General features: G+C 66.2%; 23 protein-coding genes and 1 pseudogene. All 24 read right to left on the bottom strand.

Annotated elements, in window-relative coordinates:
- Nucleotides 1–68: 68 nt before the first annotated feature.
- The 24 genes and pseudogenes from ABKS89_RS26895 to aroQ all read right to left on the bottom strand — a co-directional run bounded on the left by ABKS89_RS26895 (nt 69) and on the right by aroQ (nt 24,578).
- Nucleotides 69–395 (bottom strand): hypothetical protein, encoded by a 327-nt coding sequence (locus tag ABKS89_RS26895; protein WP_138214093.1) that lies wholly within the window; start codon nt 393–395, stop codon nt 69–71.
- 113 nt (nt 396–508) lie between these two features.
- Nucleotides 509–2,209, bottom strand: coding sequence for an urease subunit alpha (ureC, locus tag ABKS89_RS26890; RefSeq protein WP_348588290.1), 1,701 nt, complete (start codon nt 2,207–2,209; stop codon nt 509–511).
- Nucleotides 2,210–2,241: 32 nt separating this feature from the next.
- Nucleotides 2,242–2,547 carry an urease subunit beta gene (locus ABKS89_RS26885; RefSeq protein WP_348588289.1) on the bottom strand — a complete coding sequence of 102 codons (306 nt, stop codon included), beginning with the start codon at nt 2,545–2,547 and terminating at the stop codon, nt 2,242–2,244.
- Nucleotides 2,544–3,050 carry a GNAT family N-acetyltransferase gene (locus tag ABKS89_RS26880; RefSeq protein WP_348588288.1) on the bottom strand — a complete coding sequence of 169 codons (507 nt, stop codon included), beginning with the start codon at nt 3,048–3,050 and terminating at the stop codon, nt 2,544–2,546. The genes ABKS89_RS26885 and ABKS89_RS26880 overlap by 4 nt, the downstream gene beginning before the upstream one ends.
- Nucleotides 3,051–3,110: 60 nt before the next feature.
- Nucleotides 3,111–3,413, bottom strand: a complete 303-nt coding sequence (locus tag ABKS89_RS26875) for an urease subunit gamma (RefSeq protein ID WP_015479073.1) — start codon at nt 3,411–3,413, stop codon at nt 3,111–3,113.
- A 1-nt stretch (nt 3,414) separates the two neighbouring features.
- Nucleotides 3,415–4,248: an urease accessory protein UreD gene (locus ABKS89_RS26870; protein ID WP_348588287.1), complete on the bottom strand. Its 834-nt coding sequence runs from the start codon at nt 4,246–4,248 to the stop codon at nt 3,415–3,417.
- Nucleotides 4,249–4,542: 294 nt separating this feature from the next.
- Nucleotides 4,543–4,995 (bottom strand): GNAT family N-acetyltransferase, encoded by a 453-nt coding sequence (locus ABKS89_RS26865; RefSeq protein WP_138214098.1) that lies wholly within the window; start codon nt 4,993–4,995, stop codon nt 4,543–4,545.
- A gap of 77 nt (nt 4,996–5,072) precedes the next feature.
- Entirely contained in the window at nt 5,073–5,771 is a 699-nt protein-coding gene (gene urtE, locus ABKS89_RS26860; RefSeq protein WP_138214099.1) for an urea ABC transporter ATP-binding subunit UrtE, read from the bottom strand.
- A gap of 108 nt (nt 5,772–5,879) precedes the next feature.
- The gene (gene urtD, locus ABKS89_RS26855) at nt 5,880–6,734 is read right to left on the bottom strand and encodes an urea ABC transporter ATP-binding protein UrtD (protein WP_151188460.1); all 855 of its coding nucleotides are present in this window, start codon (nt 6,732–6,734) and stop codon (nt 5,880–5,882) included.
- Complete coding sequence (urtC, locus tag ABKS89_RS26850) at nt 6,731–7,810, bottom strand: urea ABC transporter permease subunit UrtC (RefSeq protein WP_192434255.1); 1,080 nt, start codon at nt 7,808–7,810, stop codon at nt 6,731–6,733. Before urtC ends, urtD begins: the two co-directional genes overlap by 4 nt.
- Nucleotides 7,807–9,393 carry an urea ABC transporter permease subunit UrtB gene (gene urtB / locus ABKS89_RS26845; protein ID WP_348588286.1) on the bottom strand — a complete coding sequence of 529 codons (1,587 nt, stop codon included), beginning with the start codon at nt 9,391–9,393 and terminating at the stop codon, nt 7,807–7,809. Before urtB ends, urtC begins: the two co-directional genes overlap by 4 nt.
- 101 nt (nt 9,394–9,494) lie before the next feature.
- A complete protein-coding gene (urtA, locus tag ABKS89_RS26840) occupies nt 9,495–10,763 on the bottom strand; it encodes an urea ABC transporter substrate-binding protein (RefSeq protein ID WP_138214103.1) in 1,269 nt (422 codons plus the stop codon).
- 236 nt (nt 10,764–10,999) lie between these two features.
- Entirely contained in the window at nt 11,000–11,593 is a 594-nt protein-coding gene (gene tspR / locus ABKS89_RS26835) for a type III secretion system genes modulator TspR (RefSeq protein ID WP_081515602.1), read from the bottom strand.
- Between the two features lie 204 nt (nt 11,594–11,797).
- The gene (locus ABKS89_RS26830) at nt 11,798–14,554 is read right to left on the bottom strand and encodes a response regulator (protein ID WP_518300972.1); all 2,757 of its coding nucleotides are present in this window, start codon (nt 14,552–14,554) and stop codon (nt 11,798–11,800) included.
- A 164-nt stretch (nt 14,555–14,718) separates the two neighbouring features.
- Nucleotides 14,719–16,008, bottom strand: coding sequence for a phosphoribosylamine--glycine ligase (purD, locus tag ABKS89_RS26825; protein ID WP_348588284.1), 1,290 nt, complete (start codon nt 16,006–16,008; stop codon nt 14,719–14,721).
- Nucleotides 16,009–16,247: 239 nt separating this feature from the next.
- A complete protein-coding gene (gene purH, locus ABKS89_RS26820) occupies nt 16,248–17,855 on the bottom strand; it encodes a bifunctional phosphoribosylaminoimidazolecarboxamide formyltransferase/IMP cyclohydrolase (protein WP_138214105.1) in 1,608 nt (535 codons plus the stop codon).
- A gap of 87 nt (nt 17,856–17,942) precedes the next feature.
- Nucleotides 17,943–18,263: a DNA-binding transcriptional regulator Fis gene (gene fis / locus ABKS89_RS26815; RefSeq protein ID WP_026078947.1), complete on the bottom strand. Its 321-nt coding sequence runs from the start codon at nt 18,261–18,263 to the stop codon at nt 17,943–17,945.
- Nucleotides 18,260–19,267: a tRNA dihydrouridine synthase DusB gene (dusB, locus tag ABKS89_RS26810; RefSeq protein ID WP_081515606.1), complete on the bottom strand. Its 1,008-nt coding sequence runs from the start codon at nt 19,265–19,267 to the stop codon at nt 18,260–18,262. The genes fis and dusB overlap by 4 nt, the downstream gene beginning before the upstream one ends.
- A 221-nt stretch (nt 19,268–19,488) precedes the next feature.
- The gene (locus tag ABKS89_RS26805) at nt 19,489–20,796 is read right to left on the bottom strand and encodes a DUF3426 domain-containing protein (protein WP_518301061.1); all 1,308 of its coding nucleotides are present in this window, start codon (nt 20,794–20,796) and stop codon (nt 19,489–19,491) included.
- Between the two features lie 285 nt (nt 20,797–21,081).
- A pseudogene (locus tag ABKS89_RS26800) lies at nt 21,082–21,153 on the bottom strand (MJ0042-type zinc finger domain-containing protein); the annotation flags it as partial.
- A 60-nt stretch (nt 21,154–21,213) separates the two neighbouring features.
- Entirely contained in the window at nt 21,214–22,092 is an 879-nt protein-coding gene (prmA, locus tag ABKS89_RS26795) for a 50S ribosomal protein L11 methyltransferase (RefSeq protein ID WP_348588282.1), read from the bottom strand.
- A gap of 183 nt (nt 22,093–22,275) precedes the next feature.
- Nucleotides 22,276–23,625, bottom strand: a complete 1,350-nt coding sequence (accC, locus tag ABKS89_RS26790; protein WP_138214108.1) for an acetyl-CoA carboxylase biotin carboxylase subunit — start codon at nt 23,623–23,625, stop codon at nt 22,276–22,278.
- A gap of 17 nt (nt 23,626–23,642) precedes the next feature.
- Nucleotides 23,643–24,110, bottom strand: a complete 468-nt coding sequence (gene accB / locus ABKS89_RS26785) for an acetyl-CoA carboxylase biotin carboxyl carrier protein (protein WP_348588281.1) — start codon at nt 24,108–24,110, stop codon at nt 23,643–23,645.
- A 24-nt stretch (nt 24,111–24,134) separates the two neighbouring features.
- Nucleotides 24,135–24,578: a type II 3-dehydroquinate dehydratase gene (aroQ, locus tag ABKS89_RS26780; protein ID WP_138214110.1), complete on the bottom strand. Its 444-nt coding sequence runs from the start codon at nt 24,576–24,578 to the stop codon at nt 24,135–24,137.
- Nucleotides 24,579–24,655: the final 77 nt, after the last annotated feature.

The raw sequence follows: 24,655 nt of genomic DNA, 5'->3' as shown, positions 1-24,655 counted from the left end.
CTTGATTTATGGCAAGGGCAGAAGCCGGACCGGGCATTGCGCACCGGTCCGGAAAAGCGCAGAGGGCCTTATTTCTTCAGCTTGACCACGTCACCGGAAACGGTGGTGGTGTAGCCGTTCAGGACCCAGGCCCAGAACCATTTTTCCTGGACCTGGGTGTTGATCAGTGCGTCGCCGCCCTTGGCCTTGATCGCGGCGTCCTGTGCGCGGACGAAGCGGTTGTTCTGCTGGATCGGGATGACGCCCAGCAGCATCAGGCCGGTGGCCTTGCCCTCGCTGTGACCGATCACGGTGTATTGCTCGGGGCTGTAGTTCTGGGTCTTCATCGGGGTGCCGGTGCAGCCGGCGATGGCGGCGGTGGCCAGCAGGGTGGCGGCGATACGGGAAAACTTCACATGACTCTCCTGAGATACAACCCCCGGGACTCTTTCCCAGGGGGAGCGCAGGGTAGCCATCATCGCGCGGCAACGGAAGCCGGCAATGCGTCGCGTCTCTGGAAGGGCGTTCTTCAGAAGAGGAAGTACCGCTGCGCCATCGGCAGCACCTCGGCCGGTTCGCACCAGAGCAACTGCCCGTCTGCACGCACCTGGTAGTTCTGCGCATCGACCTCGATGTGCGGCAGGTAGGCGTTGTGGATCAGGTCGGTCTTCTGCACGCTGCGGCAGCCCTTGACCACACCGATGGTCTTGCGCAGGCCCAGTTCGTGGTGCACGCCGAGGTCGAACGCGGCCTGGCTGATGAAGGTCAGGCAGGTGGCGTGGCGGCTGCCGCCGTAGCTCGCGAACATCGGCCGGTAGTGCACCGGCTGCGGCGTCGGAATCGAGGCGTTGGCGTCGCCCATCAGGCTCGCGGCGATGGCTCCGCCCTTGAGGATCAGGCTTGGCTTCACGCCGAAGAAGGCCGGGCGCCAGAGCACCAGGTCAGCCAGCTTGCCCACTTCGATGCTGCCCACTTCATGGGCCACGCCATGGGTGATTGCCGGGTTGATGGTGTACTTGGTGATGTAGCGTTTGGCGCGGAAGTTGTCGTTGCGCGCGCCGTCGCCGTCCAGTGCGCCGCGCTGCTTTTTCATCTTGTCGGCGGTCTGCCAGGTGCGCGTGATCACTTCGCCGACGCGGCCCATGGCCTGGCTGTCGGAGCTGATCATGCTGAAGGCGCCAAGGTCGTGGAGGATGTCCTCGGCAGCAATGGTCTCACGGCGAATGCGCGATTCGGCGAAGGCCACGTCCTCGGCGATGCTCGGGTCCAGGTGATGGCAGACCATGAGCATGTCCAGGTGTTCGTCGATAGTGTTGCGGGTGAAGGGCCGGGTGGGGTTGGTCGAGCTGGGCAGCACGTTGGCGAAGCCGCAGGCCTTGATGATGTCCGGCGCGTGGCCGCCACCGGCGCCCTCGGTGTGGTAGGTGTGGATGGTGCGGCCCTTGAACGCGGCGAGGGTGGTTTCGACGAAGCCGGATTCGTTGAGGGTGTCGGTGTGGATCGCCACCTGCACGTCGAGGCGATCGGCCACGGTCAGGCAGTTGTCGATGGCCGCCGGGGTGGTGCCCCAGTCCTCGTGCAGCTTCAGGCCGATGGCGCCGGCACGCACCTGTTCCTCCAGCGGCAGCGGCAGGCTGGCGTTGCCCTTGCCGGTGAAGCCGATGTTCATCGGGAAGGCATCCGCGGCCTGGAGCATGCGCGCCATGTGCCACGGACCGGAGGTGCAGGTGGTGGCGTTGGTGCCGGTGGCCGGGCCGGTGCCGCCGCCGATCATGGTGGTGACTCCGCTCATCAGCGCCTCTTCGATCTGCTGCGGGCAGATGAAGTGGATGTGCGTGTCGATGCCACCGGCGGTGAGGATCATGCCTTCGCCGGCGATCACTTCGGTGCTGGCGCCCAGGGCGATGGTCACGCCGGGCTGGATGTCCGGGTTGCCGGCCTTGCCGATGGCGGCGATGCGCCCATGCTTGAGGCCTACGTCGGCCTTGACGATGCCCCAGTGGTCGAGGATCAGCGCGTTGGTGATCACCGTGTCGACCACCTGCGCGGCGCACAGCTGGCTCTGGCCCATACCGTCGCGGATGACCTTGCCGCCGCCGAACTTCACTTCCTCGCCGTAGACGGTGAAGTCCTGCTCCACCTCGATCCACAGGCCGGTATCGGCCAGTCGCACGCGGTCGCCGACGGTGGGGCCGAACATGTCGGCGTAGGCTTGTCTGCTGATCTTCATCCAGCGCTCCTTGGCTGTTTTCCTGCGGGCGCTCAGAGGCTGCCCATCACCCGTCCGGCAAATCCGTAAACCTTGCGCTCGCCGGCCAGCTCGACCAGCTCCACTTCGCGGCTCTGCCCCGGCTCGAAGCGCACGGCAGTGCCCGCCGGGATGTTCAGGCGCATGCCGCGCGCCGCGTCGCGGTCGAACAGCAGCGCGTCGTTGGTCTCGAAGAAGTGGTAGTGCGAGCCGACCTGGACCGGCCGGTCGCCGCTGTTGGCGACCGTCAGGGCGAGGGTGCGGCGGCCGACGTTGAGTTCGATCTCGCCGGGCTGGATGTCGTATTCGCCAGGGATCATGGGGAGCTCCGTGGGTCGAGGATCAGTTGCATGAAGGTCAGGTCGAGCCAGCGGCCGAACTTCTGGCCCACCTGCGGCATCTGCCCGGTGGTGATGAAACCCAGGCGTTCGTGCAGACGGATCGACGCGATGTTGCCGCTCTCGATGGCCGCGACCATCACGTGCAGGCCCTGGGCTCGGGCGCGCTCGATCAGCGCCTGCATCAGCAGCGGGCCGAGGCCCTTGCCGCGCTGGTCGGCACGCACGTAGACCGAGTGCTCGACCGTCTCGCGGAAGCCGTCAAAGGCGCGCCAAGGGCCATAGCTGGCGTAGCCCACTACTTCGCCGCCGTCTTCGGCCACCAGTACCGGGAAGCCTTGCTGCGCTCGCATTTCCAGCCAGGCGCGGCGGTTCTCCAGGTCGATGGCGACCTCGTTCCAGATGGCGGTGGTGTTGAGCACTGCGTCGTTGTAGATGTCGCGCAGACTGCCGAGGTCGGCTTGGCTGGCGTGGCGGATGAGCATGGTGGTTCCTTCTTTCGTAGGGCGAATAAAGCGGAACGCTTTATCCGCCAAATGGGGGCATCAGGCGATGGGCTGGTGCACGGTGACCAGCTTGGTGCCGTCCGGGAAGGTGGCTTCCACCTGGATTTCCGGGATCATTTCCGGCACGCCTTCCATCACCTGTTCACGGCTCAGCAGCGTGGTGCCGTAGTGCATCAGGTCGGCGACCGTCTGGCCATCCCGCGCGCCTTCGAGCAGCGCGGCGGAGATCAGCGCCACGGCCTCCGGGTAGTTGAGTCTTACACCACGGGCAAGGCGGCGCTCGGCGACCAGGCCGGCGGTGAAGATCAGCAGCTTGTCCTTCTCGCGGGGAGTCAGGTCCATGTCAGGTGCTCCAGATTCGGGGAGGAACGGCCTCGCGGCCGAGCAGCGCGGGCCGCAGCCGGCGCCAGAGTTCGATGAGCCAGGCGCGGGCGTGCAGCGCCTCATGGGCGAGGCAGCGGGCGACCAGCAGGCCGGGCAGTTGGGTGAGGTTGCCACGCCCCTGGCAGGGGATGGCGCGGCAGGCTTCGATCAGCGCCGCGTCGATCTGCCCACTGGCGATCAGCGTCGCCATCACCGGGTGGCCGGCCAGACCGATGGGCGAGTCGAGCAGGCGGTCGTTGCCGGTCACGCGCTGGCGTTCGTGCCACAGGCGCTGCCCGTCGCGGCGGATGTCCAGGGCGGTGGCGAAGTGGCCGTCGGCGAAGCGCTCGCCACTGGCGGGGCGACCGAGGGCGACGATGTCCCAGTAGAACAGCCGGGCGTCCGCTTCGAGATCGATGCGAGTCGTCAGCTCGGCCTGCGCGCCGGAGTAGACGATGGTTTCCTGCGGCAGCCATTCCAGCGTGGCGCCGGGGGATACGCGGATGTTCAGTTGCTGCTTCGCCGGGCAGCCGGCACGGTACCACTTGGCCGCGCCAGGGCTGGTGAGCTGCGCCCAGCTGTCCTGGCCGGTGTGGATGTCGAGATTGAGCGTGTCGCCTCCGGCGATGCCGCCGGGCGGGTGCACGATGATGTGCTGGCAGATCTGCGGCCCTTCCGCGTACAGGTGCTTCTGCACCCGCAACGGTCCGAGGTGACGCCGGGTGACCGGCCGCGTGCTGTCGCCGACGCGGGCGTAGGCCAGCTCCAGCTCGGCGTGCCAGGCGGGATGGAAGAGGGTGGCCGGTGCGTTCATGGGCAGCTGCGAAACCAGGGATGCTCAGGACAGAGCAATCGGCGTGCCGGGATGCGCCAGGATAGTGCGTGGTGTGTGGCAACAGTGCCGTAACGCAGATTTGATGCCGGGTTCAGCGCAAGAGGAGCGATTGTCCGATCGGTCAGATATGAGTGCAGTTGCGGTGCATCAAGGAATTCTGCGCACCGTATTGGTGCGGGATTTCTCTGTAGGAGCGGGCCGCTTTCTAGAGAGGCTGGGGCGCGATCGCGCGCATGGCGCGCTCCTGCAAGCGGCGCCAGGCCGTGGGGTTGCTCAGCCCAGCTGCTTGCGCATGTACACGCGGCGGAAGCCGTTCTCCAGCCGGCGCGCGTATTCCTGGTAGCCGTTCTTCGCGTACAACTCGATGTTCTCCACCATGCGCTCGTTGGTGTAGAGGTACAGCGACTGGTAGCCCAGTTGCACGGCGGCCTCTTCGGCATGCACCAGCAGTTCGCGGCCGATGCCTTGCCCTGCACACTCGGGCAGCACGGCGATGTTGTCGAGCAGGAAGCCTTCGTCGGTCTCGCGCATCACCAGCAGGCCGACCGGTGCGCCGTCCTGTTCGGCGATCAGCACGCGGTCCTCGGCGATCACCGCGTGGTAGTCGTCGAGCATCGGCCCTGGCTTTCGGCCCAGCTTGGGAATCCACTGGGCGTAGGCCGCCGCCACGCAGACCGCGGCGAATCCGGCGTCGTCGTTGACGGCGGGGCGCAGGGTGATCGGCATGGCAGGCTCCAGGAAAAACGAATACGGGGCCTGGCAGCTTGCCACCCGCCGCCGTCATCCGCCAGTGACAGGTCGTCTCAGATGGTCACCAGCCCGCGCACGCCGTCGCTTTCCATGTCTGCGCCACGGCCCTGCTGGACGATCTCGCCGCGGGACATCACCAGGTACTGATCGGCCAGCTCGGCGGCGAAATCGTAGAACTGCTCCACCAGCAGGATGGCCATGTCGCCCCGTTCGGCGAGCTTGCGGATCACCGCGCCGATCTCCTTGATCACCGACGGCTGGATGCCTTCGGTGGGCTCGTCGAGGATCAGCAGGCGCGGCCGGCTGGCCAGCGCGCGGCCGATGGCGAGCTGTTGCTGCTGGCCGCCGGAAAGATCGCCGCCGCGACGCTGCTTCATCTCCCGTAGCACCGGGAACAACTCGTAGATGAACTCGGGCACGGCCTTGGCTTCGCCGGCGCTGAACCGTGACAGCCCCATCAGCAGGTTTTCCTCCACGGTGAGACGCGGAAAGATTTCCCGCCCCTGCGGCACGTAGGCGATGCCGGCGTGCACGCGCTGGTGCGGCTTGAAACCGGTAATCGGTTTGCCCTCCCAGCTGACCTTGCCGTCCTTGGCCGGCACCAGGCCCATCAGGCAGCGCAGCAGCGTGGTCTTGCCCACGCCGTTGCGCCCGAGCAGGCAGGTGACCTCGCCGATCTTCGCGTCGAACGACAGGCCACGCAGGATGTGGCTGCCGCCGTAGTACTGGTGCAGTTTGTCGACTTGCAGCATGGAGTGTTCCTTGGAATCGGGCTGCGGCGGATAACGCTGCGCGTTATGCGCCCTACGGTTGGCTCTGGCGTAGGGCGAATGAAGCGGAACGCTTCATCCGCCATCGTTCTAACGCCCCAGATAAACCTCGATCACCTGCTCGTTCGCCTGCACTTCCTCCAGCGAGCCCTCGGCCAGCACGTGCCCCTGGTGCAGCACGCTGACGTGGTCGGCGATGCTGCCGACGAAGCCCATGTCGTGTTCCACCACCATCAGCGAATGCTGGCCGGCGAGAGACTTGAACAGCTCGGCGGTGAACTCCGTCTCGGCGTCGGTCATGCCGGCCACCGGTTCGTCCAGCAGCAACAGTTGCGGCTCCTGCACCAGCAGCATGCCGATCTCCAGGAACTGCTTCTGCCCGTGGGAGAGCAGCCCGGCGGGGCGGTTGCGCGACTCGCGCAGGCGGATGGTAGTGAGCACTTGCTCGATGCGGTCCTTCTGCTCGCCGGAGAGCTTCGCCCGCAGGCTGGCCCACACCGACTTGTCGGTCTTCTGCGCAAGCTCCAGGTTCTCGAACACCGAGAGCGCCTCGAACACCGTGGGCTTCTGGAACTTGCGGCCGATGCCGGCCTGGGCGATCTCCACCTCGCTCATGCGCGTGAGGTCTAGGGTTTCGCCGAAGTAGGCCTTGCCGTTGTCCGGACGAGTCTTGCCGGTGATCACGTCCATCAGCGTGGTCTTGCCCGCGCCGTTGGGGCCGATGATGCAGCGCAGCTCGCCGACGCCGATGTACAGCGTGAGGTCGCGCAGTGCACGGAAGCCATCGAAGCTGACATTGATGTCTTCCAGGGTGAGGATGGTGCCGTGGCGCACGTCCAGCTGGCCGCTGGCGCTAGAGCCGATGCCGATGGCATCGCGGCTCGCGCCCGGGTCGCGGTTGGGATCGTAGGCCGGTTCCAGCATCAGGTGGGGGACTGCTCTCATTGCTCTTTCTCCCGCTTGATCAGGCCGAGGATGCCGCGCGGCAGGTACAGGGTGACGACGATGAACAGCGCGCCGAGGAAGAACAGCCAGTACTCGGGGAAGGCCACGGTGAACCAGCTCTTCGCGCCGTTCACCACGCCTGCGCCGAGCAGCGGGCCGATCAGCGTGCCGCGTCCGCCGAGGGCGACCCAGACGGCTGCCTCGATGGAGTTGGTCGGCGACATTTCGCTGGGGTTGATGATGCCCACCAGCGGCACGAACAAAGCGCCGGCCAGACCACAAAGCACCGCGCTGAGGGTCCAGACGAAGAGCTTGTAGCCGCGCGGGTCGTAGCCGCAGAACATCAGGCGGTTCTCGGCATCGCGCAGGGCGGTGAGCACCCGGCCGAACTTGCTGCGCGCCAGGGCGAAACCGATGGCCAGGCTCGCCGCCAGCAGCAGGACGATGGCGATGAACAGTGCCGCGCGGGTGCCCGGTGCGGTGATCGGAAAGCCGAGGATGCTGCGGAAGTTGGTGAAGCCGTTGTTGCCGCCGAAGCCCGTCTCGTTGCGGAAGAACAGCAGCATGCCGGCGAAGGTCAGCGCCTGGGTCATGATCGAGAAATACACGCCCTTGATCCGCGAGCGGAAGGCGAAGAAGCCGAACACCAGCGCCAGCAGGCCGGGCGCCAGCACCACCAGGCACAGCGCCCAGAGGAAATGCTGGGTGCCGGCCCAGTACCAGGGCAGCTCGGTCCAGGAGAGGAAGGTCATGAACGCCGGCAACTGGTCGCCGGCCGCCTCGCGCATCAGGTACATGCCCATGGCGTAGCCGCCGAGGGCGAAGAACAGCCCGTGGCCCAGCGACAGCAAGCCGGCGTAGCCCCAGACCAGGTCCAGCGCCAGGGCGACGATGGCGTAGCAGAGGATCTTGCCGGTGAGCGTCAGCCCGTAGGCGGAGAGGTGCAGCGCGTGGCTCTCCGGCAGCAGGTGCAGCAGCGGCAGGATCAGCAGCGCGACGAGGGCGGCGCCGACGAGGCCGGCGGTGAGTTTCGGGCCGGCCTTCTGCGCGGCCGTCACGGTGAGTGGCTGGTTCAATCGATGACCCTCCCTTTCAGAGCGAAGAGCCCCTGCGGACGTTTCTGGATGAACAGGATGATCAGCGCGAGGATCAGGATCTTGCCCAGCACCGCGCCGATCTGCGGTTCGAGGATCTTGTTCGCCACGCCCAGGCCGAAGGCGGCGAACACGCTGCCGGCGAGCTGGCCGACGCCGCCGAGCACCACCACCAGGAAGGAGTCGATGATGTAGCTCTGGCCCAGGTCCGGGCCGACGTTGCCGACCTGCGACAGCGCCACGCCACCGAGGCCGGCGATGCCCGAGCCGAGGCCGAAGGCGAGCATGTCCACGCGGCCGGTGGGCACGCCGCAACAGGCAGCCATGTTGCGGTTCTGGGTGACGGCGCGGACGTTCAGGCCCAGCCGTGTACGGTTGAGCAGCAGCCAGGTGAGTGCCAGCACGAACAGCGCGAAGCCGATGATGACGATGCGGTTCCACGGCAGCACGAGGTTGGGCAGCACCTGGATGCCGCCGGACAGCCAGGCCGGGTTGGCCACCTCGACGTTCTGCGCGCCGAACAGGACGCGCACCAGCTGGATCAGCACCAGGCTGATGCCCCAGGTGGCGAGCAGGGTTTCCAGCGGACGACCGTAGAGATGGCGGATCACCGTGCGCTCCAGTGCCATGCCGATGCACGCGGTGACCAGGAAGGCCACCGGTAGCGCGAGCAGCGGGTAAAGCTCCAGTACGCCGGGCGCATAACGCTGGCAGAGCAGCTGCACCACGTAGGTGGAGTAGGCGCCGAGCATCAGCATTTCGCCGTGGGCCATGTTGATCACCCCGAGCAGGCCGTAGGTGATCGCCAGGCCCAGGGCGGCGAGCAGCAGGATCGAGCCCAGCGACAGGCCGCTGAAGGCCTGGCCGAACAGGTCGCCCATCAGCAGCCGGCGCTTGACCTGGCCGAGGCTGGTGGCGGCTGCGGTGCGCACGGAGTCGTCGGGTTCGACGGCGGGATCGAGCAGGTTCTCCAGGCGAGTGCGTGCCTGCGGATCGCCGGATTCCCCCAGCAGTCGCACGGCGGAGAGGCGCACCGCCGGAGCCGGGTCGGCCAGCTGCAGGTTGGCCAGGGCCAGTTGCAGGGCGGCTTTGACGTCGTCGTCGGATTCTTCGTTGAGACGGTATTCGAGCAGCGTGCGTTGCGCCGGACGGGCGCTCTTCTGCAGTTGGCGCGCCGCTTCAAGACGCACCTCGGCGCTGTCGGCGACCAGCTGGTGGCTGGCCATGGCGGTATTCACCAGGCCGCGCAGGCGGTTGTTCAGGCGCAGCTTGTCGGGCTCGCCGACGGGGGCGGCGCCGCCGTCCGCGGGCTGGTATTGCCCGGCGTCACCGAGGAGGAAGGCACGGCCCTGCGCATCGACGGCGAGACGGCCTGACTGGATGGCTTCCAGCAACGGCAGGCGGTCGGCGTCGGGCGCGGCGGCCCATTGTTCGAGCAGTCTGGCGCGGGCGTCGTTGTCGGCGCTGGCGAAGTCCTGCGCGGGGCCGGCGAAGGCGAGCTGCGGTAGCAGCGCGACCAGCGCGAGGGCGCAGAGGCGGAGCAGGTGGAGCAAGGCAGTGGGCATGGTACGTTTCCTGAGAGGGCGCTGTGGGGCGTTGCACCCTCTCCCTAACCCTCTCCCTTCAGGGAGAGGGCGGGGGAGAGGGGCTCTGGGCCCGCTCCGGATCAGTTACTGCGCACCGCGTAATCCGGCTTCTTGTCGTTGCCCGGAATGAACGGGCTCCACGGCTGGGCGCGGATCGGCTCGGGGGTCTTCCAGACCACGTTGAACTGACCGTTGTCCTCGATCTCGCCGATCATCACCGGCTTGTGCAGGTGGTGGTTGGTCTTGTCCATGGTCAGGGTGAAGCCTGACGGCGCCTTGAAGGTCTGCCCGCCCATGGCCTCGCGGACCTTGTCGACGTCGGTGCTGCCGGCCTTCTGTGCGGCCTGCGCCCACATGTGGATGCCGACATAGGTGGCCTCCATCGGGTCGTTGGTCACGGCGGTGCTGTAGTTGGGCAGGTTCTTGGCCTTGGCGTAGGCCTTCCAGTCAGCGACGAACTTGCTGTTCTCCGGGTTCTTCACCGATTCGAAGTAGTTCCACGCGGCGAGGTTGCCCACCAGCGGTTTGGTGTCGATGCCACGCAGTTCTTCCTCGCCCACGGAGAAGGCCACTACTGGTACTTCGGTGGCTTCCAGGCCCTGGTTGGCCAGCTCCTTGTAGAAGGGCACGTTGGAGTCGCCGTTGACGGTGGAGATCACTGCGGTCTTGCCGCCGGCGGAGAACTTCTTGATGTCGGCGACGATGGTTTGATAATCGCTATGACCGAACGGCGTGTAGACCTCCTGGATGTCCTTGTCGGCCACGCCCTTGCTGTGCAGGAAGGCGCGCAGGATCTTGTTGGTGGTGCGCGGGTAGACGTAGTCGGTGCCCAGCAGGAAGAAGCGCTTGGCCGCGCCGCCGTCCTCGCTCATCAGGTATTCCACCGCCGGGATGGCCTGCTGGTTCGGCGCCGCACCGGTGTAGAAGACGTTGGGCGACATTTCCTCACCCTCGTACTGCACCGGGTAGAACAGCAGGCCGTTGAGTTCCTCGAACACCGGCAGCACGGATTTGCGCGACACGCTGGTCCAGCAGCCGAAGACCACCGCGACCTTGTCCTGAGTCAGCAGCTGGCGCGCCTTCTCGGCGAACAGCGGCCAGTTGGAGGCCGGGTCGACCACCACAGCTTCGAGCTGCTTGCCGTTCACCCCGCCCTTGGCGTTGATCTCGTCGATGGTCATCAGCGCCATGTCCTTGAGCGAGGTCTCGGAGATCGCCATGGTGCCGGACAGCGAATGCAGGATGCCGACCTTGATGGTCTCGGCGGCCTGGGAGCTGAACGGGAACAGACCGGTGAGCAGCAGGGCGCTCATGGCCAGCGTACTTTTCAACAGCGGACGACGTTTCATCGCGGCAGCCTCCTTGGCTATCCAGGGGCGGGGAGTTGCCGGTGCGGCAGCTTCCCCGGAAATGGGGCGATCCCGCGCGGGATCGCAGCTGCCATCGCAGCATCCGTGCCAAACAGGCAAAAGCCTTGGCGCAGATGGGCTGCACGCGATTTTCTGTCGTAATGGTGAGGTTTTTCAGTGCGCAGCTTTGGTGCGCCGAACGCCCTTTGGTGCGCGGCGCTCCCCAAAGGAGCGCGTCATTGCGGGAGGAAGTAGCCGCGCACGCCAGTCATGATGATCTGCGCGGCGAGGGCGCAGACGAACAGCCCCATCAGGCGGCTGACGATCATCAGGCCCTGTTCGCCGAGGACCTTCTCGATCTTGTCGGAGAGGTACAGCGTGACGCCGACGGTCAGGCAGGCCAGGAAGATCGCCGCCAGGGCCGACAGCTTGTGCTCCCAGTCCTGGTTCACCCCCATCACCAGCAGCGCACCGATGGTGCCGGGGCCGACGGTGATGGGGATGGTCAGCGGGACGATGGTGACATCCTGCTGCACGTTGTCCGCCTGCACCGCCGAGCGCCCCTGGGCCATGCCCAGCGCGGAGATGAACAGCACGCTGCCCGCGCCGATGCGGAAGGCGTCCGCGGTAATGCCGAACAGGGTGAAGATGTAGCGCCCGAACAGGTACAGCAGCACGCTGGCGATCAGCGCCGCCAGGGCCACGCGCCAGGCCATGCGTTTGCGGTCGCGCGGGGCGAAGCCGCGGTTGAGGCTGATGAAGCAGGACAGAACGAAGAAGGGGCTGTAGAGCACCAGCATCTTCAGGTACACGCTGAACATCACTTGCATGGGAACGACTCGTCCGGATTGAGAGGGCGCGGCAGGGCAAAGCATAGCGGGTGGGGCGGCGGGTGGCATTGCGGCGGGGCAGTCGCGCGTTGGTTCTTGCTCGCCGATTGCACTGGTTGGTGCCGACGCACCCTGTAGGAACGCCCCATGGGCGCGATCACGGGCATGGCCCGCTCCTACAGAGAGAGCAGGTGCCGGGTAAAATCAGGAAGGCAGCGCGTCGCTCTGCTGGAGCAGGCGGCGATCGCGCTCACCGACCCAGTAGGCCACCAGCTCGCGCAGCTGCGACAGCTCCACCGGCTTGGCCATGTGGCCGTCCATGCCGACCAGCCGTGCGCGCTCCTTGTGCTCGCTGAGGATGTGCGCGGTGAGCGCCACCACCGGGGTGTGCGGGCGGTGTTCGCTGGCTTCCCAGGCGCGAAGGCGCTCGGTGGCGGAGAAGCCGTCAAGCACCGGCATCTCGCAGTCCATCAGCACCAGGTCGTACTGGGTGGACTTCATCGCGGCCAGGGCTTCCTCGCCATTGCTGGCGGTATCGGGCTGCAGGTTGAGCTTGCTCAGCATGCCGCGGATGACCTTGGTGGAGATGCTGTTGTCCTCGGCGACGAGGATGCGGAAGTCGCTGGGCGGCACGTTCGAAACCGGCTCGCTGGCCGGCGAAAGGTAGTTGCTCACGCCGCTCGGGCCGCGACGGGACAGTTCCTCGGCCAGGGTCGCCTTGAGCGTATAACCGGCCACCGGCTTGGCGAGGATGCGCTTGATGCCGGCGTTGCGCGCGATGATCTTGCTCGGTGCATTGCTGATGCCGGTGAGCATGATCAGCAGGATGTCGTGGTTGAGGTTCGGGTCTTCCTGGATCTTGGTCGCCAGTTGCATGCCGGTCATGCCGGGCATGTCCTGGTCCAGCAGGACCACGTCGAAGTACTCGCGCAGGTGCGCCTTGGTGCGCAGCTGGGCCAGTGCCTCCTTGCCCGAAGACACCGCGCTGACGTTCATGCCCCAGGCGCTGCACTGCTGCACCACCACCTTGCGGCAGGTCTGGTTGTCGTCCACCACCAGCAGGCGTGCGCCCTGCAGCGGGCCGTCGAGGTCGGCGCCGACCTGGTCGATCTGCTGCGGGTCGAGCGGCAGGCTGAGCCACAGCAGGTTGCCCGAATCGCCGCCGCTGTCGCCGCTCTCTATTCCAAATTCCCCGGACATCAGGCGGATCAGCTGGCGCGCAATGATCAGGCCGAGGCGGCTGCTGATGCGGGTGGCGGAGAGGAAGTCACGGCTGTGCAGTTCGGCGGTGAGCAGCGCCTGGCGGTCGGCGCTGTCCAGCGGACGGCCGCTGTCCTGCACGGCGATGCGCAGGCGCGGACGCTCGGGCGGGCCGTCGAGGGCGACGACGAGGAGAATCTCGCCCTCGTCGGTCTGCTTGAAGGCGTTGTCCAGCAGGCTCAGCACGGCCTGGCGCAGGCGCGTCGGGTCGCCGCTGACGATGCGCGGCACCTGCGGCTGGGTGAAGCTGATCAGCTCGACCTTCTGCTGCTCGGCCTTGGCGCGGAAGATCGCCAGGCAATCTTCGATCAGCGCGCCAAGGTCGAACTGCACCTCGTCCAGCTCGATCTGCCCGGACTCCAGCTTGGAGATGTCGAGAATCTCGTTGATCAGCGAGAGCAGTTCGTTGCCCGCGCTGTGGATGGTCTGCACGTAATCGCGCTGCTTGGCCGAGAGCGGGGTGCCGAGCAGCAGCTCGGTCATGCCCAGCACGCCGTTCATGGGGGTGCGGATCTCGTGGCTGATCTTGGCCAGGAAGTCGCCCTTGGCCTTCAGCTCGGCGACGTTGGCGGCGCGCTGGCGGCTGGCGGCGAAGTGGTCGTTCTGGATTTTCCGCTGGCGCTCGGCGAGGGCCAGGCTGAGCAGGAAACCGACCACCGCCGAGAGCCCGAGCAGGCCGCTGCCGAGCCATTCCGCGCGGGTCGCCACGTAGCCCAGCAGCGACGGCAGGCACAGGCACCAGACCACCACGAAGAGGCCCATGCCGATGGCGAACAGGCGCGCCGGCCGGTACGCGTGAATCCAGTAGTAGACCGCCACGCCGAGCATGCCCAGGGTCACCAGGGTGATCAGCCCGTAGACCAGGCTGCTGAGGGACAGGCCGAGCAGCAGGTTGAGCGCGACGCACAGCACCGCCAGCGAGGCGGTGCCGCCCAGCAGCAGACGCTTGAGCGGCAGGCGTGGGGTGAGGTCACGGAAGAAGCTGGCGGTGTAGCCCAGCGCGCAGACCAGCGTCACTACCAGGCAGGCCAGGGCGATCACCGGCTGCAGCGACTGGCTATTGCCGTACCAGGGGCTGAGCAGGCCGAACAGGTTGAGGCAGGCCAGCAGCAGGCTCGCGTGTACGCCGGCCAGCCACAGGCCGCTGGCGACACGGGTGTAGGCGAAGCGCACGAGGTTGTAGAGCAGCAGCATGGTCAGGCAGCCGATCAGCACGCCGAAGTGCAGCGGGCGCTGGTCGTTGCTCGGCTGGCCGGCGGCCTCGATGCTGATGTTCGGTCGCAGCGGCAGGGTCGAGGCGAGGCGCAGGTAGAGGTCCAGCGGCTCGGCGGCGGTGCGCAGGGGGATCACCAGGTCGCTGTTGAGCAGCGGGCGCTGCACCGGGGAGAGGTTACCGGCGCTCTTCTGCTCGAGGACTTTCTGCCCGTCGAGGATGAACATCTCGAAGCTGTCCAGGCTCGGCGCGAACAGGCGCAGTTGCTGGGGCTCGTCGTTGGCGGGCAGACGGAAGTGCAGCCAGGTCGCGCCGGGGCCGGCGGGGGCGTGCAGGTCGTTGATGTCGAGGGGGCTGAAGAGGGTGCGGTAGCGCGGGGAGATCACGTCCTGCAGTTGCAGGCGGGCGTCACTGTCGTGGAGCTGGGACCAGCCGGGTTCCTGGCTTGCCGCATAGGTCGGAAGACAGACCAGAGCGGCCAGCAGCAAGCTGACGAGGAGTCCTGTGGCAGTCCAGAGCCGACGCACGGCGAAGTCCCTTCGGTAGTGAGTGGGCGGATTATAGCCAAGTGTGCTGAAGGCCGTAATCCACCCGTGCACGCCGGGACCGGTGTGGAGGAGGCGTCCGACGAGGGACGCCTCCGCCCGTCGGATCAGCCCTCGCCGCGCTCGCGGGCGATGGCGCGATAGCCGATGTCCTTGCGGTAGAAGCTGCCGTTCCAGCGGACCTTCTCGGCCAGGCGGTAAGCCTGTTCCTGGGCCGAGGAGACGGTCGGGCCGATGGCGGTGGCGCAGAGCACGCGGCCGCCGGCGGTGACGATCTGGCCGTCCTTGAGCGCGGTGCCAGCGTGGAACACCTTGCCGTCGAGCTGGGCGGCATCGTCCAGGCCGAAGATAGCGTCACCCTTGGCGTAGTCGCCCGGGTAGCCGCCAGCGGCGATCACCACGCCCACAGTGGGACGCGGGTCCCAGGTGGCTTCGACCTTGTCCAGCGCCTTGGCCAGGGCGGCCTCGACCAGCAGGACCAGGGACGATTCCAGGCGGACCATGATCGGCTGGGTTTCCGGGTCGCCGAAGCGGCAGTTGAACTCGATGACCTTGGGCTTGCCGCTCTTGTCGATCATCAGGCCGGCGTAGAGGAAGCCGGTGTAGACGTTGCCTTCCTCGGCCATGCCGCGCACGGTCGGGTAGATCACTTCGTCCATCACGCGCTGGTGTACGTCGGCAGTCACCACCGGTGCGGGGGAGTAGGCGCCCATGCCGCCGGTGTTCGGGCCGGTGTCGCCGTCGCCGACGCGCTTGTGGTCCTGGCTGGTGGCCATGGGCAGCACGTTCTGGCCGTCGACCATGACGATGAAGCTGGCTTCCTCGCCGTCGAGGAATTCTTCGATCACCACGCGCGAACCGGCGTCACCGAAGGCATTGCCGGCGAGCATGTCGCGCACGGCTTCCTCGGCTTCGGCCAGGGTCATGGCGACGATCACGCCCTTGCCTGCGGCCAGGCCGTCAGCCTTGATCACGATGGGCGCGCCTTTCTCTTTCAGATAGGCCAGCGCCGGCTCGACTTCGGTGAAGTTCTGGTAGTCGGCAGTGGGGATCTGGTGGCGTGCGAGGAAGTCCTTGGTGAAGGCCTTGGAGCCTTCCAGCTGGGCGGCGCCAGCGGTGGGGCCGAAGATGTCGAGGCCACGGGCGCGGAACAGGTCGACCACGCCTTTGACCAGCGGGGCTTCCGGGCCGACGATGGTCAGCTGCACGTTCTTCGCGGCGAAATCGGCCAGTTCTTCCAGGGCCAGCACGTCGATGGCGACGTTCTCGCACTTGGCTTCGGTGGCGGTGCCGGCGTTGCCCGGCGCGACGAAGACCTTCTGCACGCGCGAATCCTGCGCGACCTTCCAGGCCAGCGCGTGCTCGCGACCGCCGCTGCCGATGATGAGTACGTTCATTGGAGTTCTCCTGAACAGTTCCGGCTTTGCCGGATTGTTGGGTATCGCTTCGCTCCACCCAACCTACAAATGCTTTACGACCGAATCGTGCTCTTGATCAATTGATCTCAAGGGGCGCGATGGAGCGGGTAGATGCAAGGCGCCCGAGCGTTCACCAAGCGGAGTTGCCTTCTGGCAATGAGCATTGGGGAACGTTCGGGCAACGCAGCAGATGCCTGCTTCAGCGCGTCCGATCCACCTTAGTGGCGGAAGTGGCGCATGCCGGTGAACACCATTGCAATGCCGGCTTCGTCAGCGGCGGCGATCACTTCATTGTCGCGCATCGAACCACCCGGTTGGATCACCGCGGTGATACCGGCCTTGGCAGCGTTGTCGATGCCGTCGCGGAACGGGAAGAAGGCGTCGGAAGCCATGACCGCACCTTTCACTTCCAGGCCGGCATGCTCGGCCTTGATGGCGGCGATGCGGGCGGAGTTCACGCGGCTCATCTGGCCGGCGCCGACGCCGACGGTCTGGCGCGCCTTGGCGTAGACGATGGCGTTGGACTTGACGAACTTGGCGACTTTCCAGGCGAAGATCAGGTCGTGGATTTCCTGCTCGCTCGGGGCGCGCTGGGTGACGATCTTCAGGTCATCGGCGGTGATCATGCCGATGTCGCGGCTCTGTACCAGCAGGCCGCCGTTGACGCGTTTGAAGTCCCAGCCCGGCGCACGCTCGGCCGGCCACTCGCCGCATTCCAGCAGGCGCACGTTGGCCTTGGCAGCAACCACGGCACGGGCGGCTTCGGAGATTTTCGGGGCGATGATGACTTCGACGAACTGGCGCTCGACGATGGCCTGGGCGGTCTCGCCGTCCAGTTCGCGGTTGAAGGCGATGATGCCGCCGAAGGCCGACTCGGTATCGGTGGCGTAGGCCAGGTCGTAGGCCTTGCGGATGCCGCCCTCGTTTTCCGGAACCACGGCCACGCCGCACGGGTTGGCGTGCTTGACGATGACGCAGGCCGGCTTGACGAAGCTCTTCACGCACTCCAGCGCGGCGTCGGTGTCGGCCACGTTGTTGAACGACAGTTCCTTGCCCTGCAGCTGGATGGCGGTGGAGACGCTGGCTTCGCCCTTCTTCGCCTCGACGTAGAAGGCCGCGCTCTGGTGCGGGTTCTCGCCGTAGCGCATTTCCTGCGCCTTGATGAACTGGCTGTTGAAGGTGCGCGGGAAGGCGCCGCGGTCTTCGGTGGACAGGGTGTCGCGCGCCTGGTCGATGGTGCCCAGGTAGTTGGCGATCATGCCGTCGTAGGCCGAGGTGTGCTCGAAGGCCTTCAGGGCCAGGTCGAAGCGCTGGGCGTAGGTCAGGCCACCGGCTTTCAGGGCGCCGACGATGCTGGCGTAGTCACCGGCGTTGACCACGATGGCAACGTCCTTGTGGTTCTTCGCCGCGCTGCGGACCATGGTCGGGCCGCCGATGTCGATGTTCTCGATGGCGGTCGGCAGGTCGCAGTCGGCCTTGGCCACGGTCGCTTCGAACGGGTACAGGTTGACCGCCACCAGGTCGATCGGCTTGATGCCGTGCTCTTCCATCACCGCGCCGTCGAGGTCACGACGGCCGAGGATGCCACCGTGGATCTTCGGGTGCAGGGTCTTCACGCGACCGTCCATCATTTCCGGGAAGCCGGTGTAGTCGGCCACTTCCACGGCGGCGATGGCGTTGTCCTTGAGCAGCTTGTAGGTGCCGCCGGTGGAGAGGATCTCCACGCCAAGGGCAGCCAGCTCACGGGCGAAATCGACGACGCCGGTCTTGTCGGAAACGCTGATCAGCGCACGGCGGACGGGCAGGCGGGTGGTTTGGTCGGTCATAACGGCTTCCACAAAGGCTTCGGGCTTTTCGCGTGTCAGGCGTGGGCCCGGCTGACCTCGAGGTCGCGGGCCCGCGCCTGCCACCTGTCAGAGAAGATCGTACTGCTTGAGTTTCTTGCGCAGGGTCCCGCGGTTCAGCCCCAGCAGTTCGGAGGCTTTGGTCTGGTTACCCTTCACGTAGTTCATGACGGTTTCCAGCAGCGGCGCTTCGACTTCGCAAAGCACCATGTTGTACACGTCCGTGACCGGCTGCCCTTCGAGATGGGCGAAATAGTTATGCAGTGCCTTTTCCACGCTGTCGCGGAGGGTCTGGCCCTCCTGCGTCGGAGTGGTCAGGTGCTGTTTAAGGTTGGCGTTGTCGCTCACGGGTGTCATTCCACTCACTAATGTCTCGGTCATCGTTGTCATGCGGCCACCCCTTCTCCGTTATTGTGGCGCTCGGCGAAGAACTGCCTGACGCTGGCGCTCTGTGCATCCGTGTCCTGCAAACGATTGAACTGGGAACGGAACTCCGCCGCTCCCGGTAGGGTTGCGAGGTACCAGCCCACATGCTTGCGGGCAATTCGCACACCCATTTCCTCCCCATAAAACGCATGCAATGCAGCGAGATGCTCGAGCAGGATGCTCTGTACCTCGTGCAGACTCGGCGCCGGCAACAGCTCGCCGGTGCTCAGGTAATGATCGATCTCGCGGAAGATCCAGGGATTGCCCTGGGCGGCGCGGCCGATCAGCAGGGCATCCACGCCCGTCTGCTCGAAAACCTGCCGTGCCTTGCGCGGTGAATCGATATCACCATTGGCGAAGACCGGAATCGAAACCGCCTGCTTGATCGCTGCGATGGTTTCGTACTCCGCCTCGCCGGTGTAGAGGTCGGCACGGGTCCTGCCGTGTACCGCCAGCGCCTGGATGCCCGACTGCTCGGCGATCCGCGCCACCGTCACACCGTTCTTGTTCGACCGGTCCCAACCGGTGCGAATCTTCAGGGTGACGGGAACCTCTACCGCCGCGACCACCGCCTCGAGGATGTCGGCCACCAGCCGTTCATCCTTCATCAGCGCGGAACCCGCGGCCTTGTTGCAAACCTTCTTCGCCGGACAGCCCATGTTGATGTCGATGATCTGGGCGCCGAGCTCCACATTGCAGCGTGCAGCTTCCGCGAGCATCTGCGGGTCGCCGCCAGCGATCTGCACCGAACGCGGTTGATCCTCATGGTCGTGCTGCAGGCGCAGGCGCGACTTGCGGCTGTTCCACAGGCGGACGTCGCTGGTGACCATCTCCGACACCACCATGCCGGCGCCGAGGCGGCGGCAAAGCTGGCGGAACGGACGATCGGTGACGCCGGCCATCGGGGCCAGGATCAGTCTGTTGGGCAGTGTGTAGGAGCCGATGCGTACCACCGACTGGTTTTCCATGGTCAATGGGGCGGGAACACCGAGGCGCCGCGCGTTACAAGACTCGCGGGTGCTTTCGGGGCCTGCCACCGGTGCTAGCAAAAAAGGGAGGGCATGATACCCGCTCTCGATGACCGGATAAAGGCGATTTTGGATAAATTCTGAACAATCCCGGGCTTAGTACCCCAGGTAGGAAGACGAGCGGAACTGGCGCTCTCAGGCGCTTTGAGCTACCCGCCGGGTCATTCCGGCGAGTGGAAGCTCAGGCTGTAGTTCACCGCTTTGGGACCCGGATCGAGGATGTCCAGGGAGATGTGGATCGGCGTCTGCGGCGGCATCTCGCTCTGCCCGGCCAGCTCGCCCGAGAGATACTCGCTGGGCTTGAAGCGGCGGCTGGCGATCAGTTGGCCGTTCATATCGGCGAAGCGCATTTCCAGCAGCGGGAAGGGCTGCGAGAAGTTGGCGCGGTTGTAGATGATCGCGTCCACCACCAGCGCACCGCTGAAGTCCGGGTGGCTGCGCACCACCAGGTTGCTGCTGCGGATCTGCTCCACGTCGACCTTGGAGGGCAGGGTGCAGCCCAGTTCCGGGCAGGCCTGGGCGAACCAGGGGCGGTACTGGTCCTGGCGGGCCAGTTCGTCGAAGTGATAGGCGATGTACTGGCCGGCGAGGCCGGCCAGGGCCAGCAGCACCAACAGCAGCCAGAACAGGCGGCGGCCCCAGCGGCTCTTCGGCTTCTGCCAGTCGAGTTGCAGGGGCTCGTCGCTCAGGTCGTGCAGGCCGCCATCGTGCAGGCCGGGTTCGGCACGGCGGTTGTCGCCGCGCTGGTCGGCCAGGGGCGGCTCCCCGTCTTCATCGTCGTCGGTGTCGGGTTCGTCGTCATCGCGACGGGCGCTGAAGGCGGGAAGTTTCTCGTCGTCGCTCGCTACTCGCAGAGGCTCGACGCGCGAAGGCTCGACACGCAGGGGAGCCGGGTCGATGCGTGGTTCATGCTCGGGTTCGTCCTCGGGCTCTTCCGGCTCGGGCTCCCTGTCGGCCACCAGGCGTGCGCTGGCGGGCGGCTCCTCCGGTTCTTCCGCGGAAAGCTGGCCGAGTCTGGGCTCCTGGCGGGAGGCACGGCTGGTGCCGTTCTGTTCCTCTTCGATCAGGGCTTCGGCCCAGCGCTCGTCGTGCGGGTCGCGCTTCTCTTCCTGGCGAGTCTGCAGGGCTTCGCTGGGGCGCGGCGCGCGGTCGATGCTGAGGAATTCCTGGGACAGCTCGAACTCGTCGAGCTTGGCCAGTTCCTCGTCGAGGTTGAGGCTGTCCAGGTCGAGATCGTCGTGGATCCACAGCGTCTCGTCTTTCTTTCCTGGTGCGGGCTTTCCTGGTGCGGGCGTCGGCGCAGGCTTGGCCGGCTCGCTGGTCACGGTCGCCGCCGGGGCGATCACCGTGGCCGCGGCAACGGCCGGGGCGGGCTCGGCAACCGGTGCCGGTTTCGCTTCCACCTTCGCTTCGGCGATGGCGGGCTTTTCCGCTACATCGCTGGAGTGCCGCGCAGCATGGGGAGCCAGCGGCCAGCCGAGGGTGGCGGTGCCAGGGACGCTCGGTGCGGCGGGCTTTTCCGGCGTGAAGGTGTGGAAGGCCGGCGCGGGAGCGGGCGCGGCTGTGATCGGCTCCGGGGCTTTCGGTGGCGCAGGCGGCGCGACCGGCTCCGCTGCCGGGACAGCTTTCGGGGCTTCGACGGGCGGTGTCGCCGTGACAGCCGGCGCCGGAACCTGGGTCGGCTCGCCGACCATGTTCTGCGGCGCGCTGAAGACCTTCAGGCAGGTTCCGCAGCGCACAGCACCGCTAGCCGCGCCCAGTTGCGCCGAGTTGACGCGGAAACGGGTCTGGCAATGGGGGCACTGTGTGATGAAGCTTTCGCTCATGCGGCGGTCCGGCGGAAAAATCTGGCGGTTAGTCTAACTCAAGCCCTGTACGGCGGGCACTCAGCGGCGGCGGCCGCTGATGCGGATCCAGCCATCGCGCTCGGCGGTCGGGTCGAGGTCGAAGGCGTCTGCATAGGCGGCGCGCACTTCCTCGGCCTGCTCGGCGAGGATGCCCGAGAGGGCCAGCAGGCCACCAGATTTCACCAGGCCGGTGAGCTGCTCTGCCAATGTGACCAGCGGACCGGCCAGAATGTTCGCCACCAGGACGTCCGCCTGCTGCTTGGGCAGATCAGCGGGCAGGTAGACGGGGAATTTCGCCGGGTCGATGCCGTTGCGCGAGGCGTTGTCGCGGGAGGCTTCCAGCGCCTGCGGGTCGATGTCGGTACCGACCGCCTGCTCAGCGCCCAGCAGCAGCGCGGCGATGGCGAGGATGCCCGAGCCACAGCCGAAATCCAGCACCTGCTGGCCGGCCAGGTCCTGGCCGTCGAGCCATTCCAGGCACAGTGCGGTGGTCGGGTGGGTGCCGGTGCCGAAGGCCAGGCCTGGGTCGAGCAGCAGGTTCACCGCGTCCGGTTCCGGGGCGTCGTGCCAGCTGGGGACGATCCACAGGCGGCGGCCGAAGCGCATCGGCTTGAAATTGTCCATCCAGCTGCGTTCCCAGTCCTGGTCCTCGATGCGCTCGATCTGGTGCTCCGGAAGTTCGCCGCCGGTGAGCAGGGTCAGGTGGGCGATCAGCGAAGTTTCGTCCGTGTCGGCCTCGAACAGTGCGAGCAGGTGGGTGTGGCTCCACAGCGGGGTGGTGCCCAGGTCCGGCTCGAAGATCGGCTGGTCTTCGGCGTCCATGAAGGTCACGGAGACGGCGCCGACTTCCAGCAGCGCATCTTCATAGGTTTCCGCCTGATCCGGGGTGATGGCGAGTCGGACTTGAAGCCAGGGCATGGGGCGGTACCTCGATCGTGCCGGGATGGAGCTGGAAAAGACAACGGACCGCTTGGGCGGCCCGCAGATAAAGGCGGCAAGCTTACTGCACGGCACCTTGCCATGCCAGCGTGCAGGGGCCGCAAAGCACAAGGGCCGCCCGGAGGCAGCCCTTGTGATGGAGCGAGGCGGAGCAGGGCAGGCTTAGTGCTTGTCCATGCCCAGCTTCTTCTCCAGGTAGTGGATGTTCACGCCACCCTTGCAGAACTCTTTGTCGCGGACCAGCTCCTTGTGAAGCTCGGTGTTGGTCTTGATGCCATCGACGATCAGTTCGTCCAGCGCATTGCGCATGCGCGCCATGGCTTCATCGCGGTCCTTGCCGTAGGTGATGATCTTGCCCACCAGCGAGTCGTAGTTCGGCGGTACGGCGTAGCCGCTGTACAGGTGCGAATCCACACGCACGCCGTTGCCGCCCGGTGCGTGGAAGTGCTTCACCTTGCCGGGGCTGGGCATGAAGGTCTTCGGGTCTTCGGCGTTGATCCGGCATTCCAGCGCATGGCCACGGATGACCACGTCTTCCTGCTTGATCGAGAGCTTGTTGCCCGAGGCGATGCTGAGCATCTCCTTGACGATGTCGATACCGGTGACCATCTCCGACACCGGATGCTCCACCTGCACGCGGGTGTTCATCTCGATGAAGTAGAAGCGGCCGTTCTCGTAGAGGAACTCGAAGGTGCCGGCGCCACGGTAGCCGATTTCCACGCAGGCCTGGACGCAGCGGGCCAGCACTTCGGCGCGGGCCTTCTCGTCGATGCCCGGGGCTGGAGCTTCTTCCAGTACCTTCTGGTGACGACGCTGCAGGGAGCAGTCGCGGTCGCCCAGATGGATGGCGTTGCCCTGGCCGTCGGAGAGGACCTGGACTTCCACGTGACGCGGGTTGGTCAGGAACTTCTCCAGGTAGACCATCGAGTTGCCGAAGGCCGCGCCCGCTTCGGTGCGGGTCAGCTTGGCGGACTTGATCAGGTCTTCTTCCTTGTGCACGACGCGCATGCCGCGACCACCACCGCCACCGGCGGCCTTGATGATCACCGGGTAGCCAACCTCGCGGGCAATCGCCAGCGCAGTTTCCTCGTCTTCGGGCAGCGGGCCGTCGGAGCCCGGTACGGTCGGTACGCCGGACTTCTTCATGGCGTCCTTGGCGGACACCTTGTCACCCATCAGGCGGATGACGTCGGCGCTCGGGCCGATGAAGGTGAAGCCCGAGCGTTCGACCTGCTCGGCAAAGTCGGCGTTCTCGGCGAGGAAGCCGTAGCCGGGGTGGATACCCACGGCGCCGGTGACCTCGGCGGCGGCGATGATCGCCGGGATGTGCAGGTAGGACTTCGCAGCGGGTGCCGGACCAATGCAGACCGCTTCGTCGGCCAGCGACAGGTGCATCAGCTCACGGTCGGCGGTCGAGTGCACGGCCACCGTCTTGATGCCCAGTTCCTTGCACGCGCGCAGGATGCGCAGTGCAATTTCGCCGCGGTTGGCGATCAGTACTTTTTCCAACATCGCAGGTTCCCCGCGGTTTAAACGATGGTGAACATGGGCTGGTCGAATTCGACCGGCTGGCCGTTCTCCACGAGGATCTGACCGATCACACCGCTGGTCTCGGCCTCGATGTGGTTCATCATCTTCATGGCTTCGACGATGCAGAGGATGTCGCCTTTCTTCACGCTCTGGCCGACTTCGACGAAGTTGGCGGAGGTCGGCGAAGCAGCGCGGTAGAAGGTGCCGACCATCGGCGAGCGCACGGCGCCGGCGAGGTTCTGGGCAGCCGGGGCGGCTTCAGCGGCCGGGGCAGCAGCGGCCGGGGCGGCGACGGGTGCGGCGGCCGGGGCCGGAGCGTAGGCCGGGGCGGCAGCGTAGATCGGCTGGGCGGCGGTCTTGCTGTGACGGCTGATGCGTACGGACTCTTCGCCCTCTTTGATCTCCAGTTCGTCGATACCGGATTCTTCGAGCAGTTCGATCAGTTTCTTGACTTTACGGATGTCCATCAGTGTTCGCTCTCCCAGGTGAGGTCACGGGCGTTCAAGTTGTTCGAGGGCGGATTCCAGGGCCAGGCGGTAGCCTGTGGCTCCCAGACCGCAGATCACCCCTACCGCCACGTCGGAAAAGTAGGAGTGATGCCGGAAAGGTTCACGTTTGTGCACGTTGGAGAGGTGCACTTCGATGAATGGGATGCTCACTGCGAGCAATGCGTCACGTAGAGCGACACTTGTATGCGTGAAAGCGGCCGGATTGATCAGGATGAAGTCCACGCCTTCGTGGCGCGCGGCGTGAATCCGGTCGATCAGTTCGTACTCGGCGTTGCTCTGCAGGTGCATCAGGTGGTGGCCGGCTTCGCGGGCGCGGCGCTCCAGGTCCTGGTTGATCTGCTCGAGGGTGACGGAGCCGTACTTGTCGGGCTCGCGGGTGCCCAGCAGGTTGAGGTTGGGCCCGTGCAGTACCAGTAAGGTCGCCATCTGGATGCTGTAGTCCTTGTTCTTGGCGGGAAAAGATAGGGCGGGACTATGCCGGAAAGCCGGCGTGACTGTCCAGT

This window comes from Pseudomonas sp. LABIM340 (assembly GCF_040017195.2).
Lineage (GTDB): Bacteria > Pseudomonadota > Gammaproteobacteria > Pseudomonadales > Pseudomonadaceae > Pseudomonas.
The sequence above is the reverse complement of the archived record's forward strand: the minus strand, read 5'-3'. Positions and strand labels throughout refer to the sequence as shown.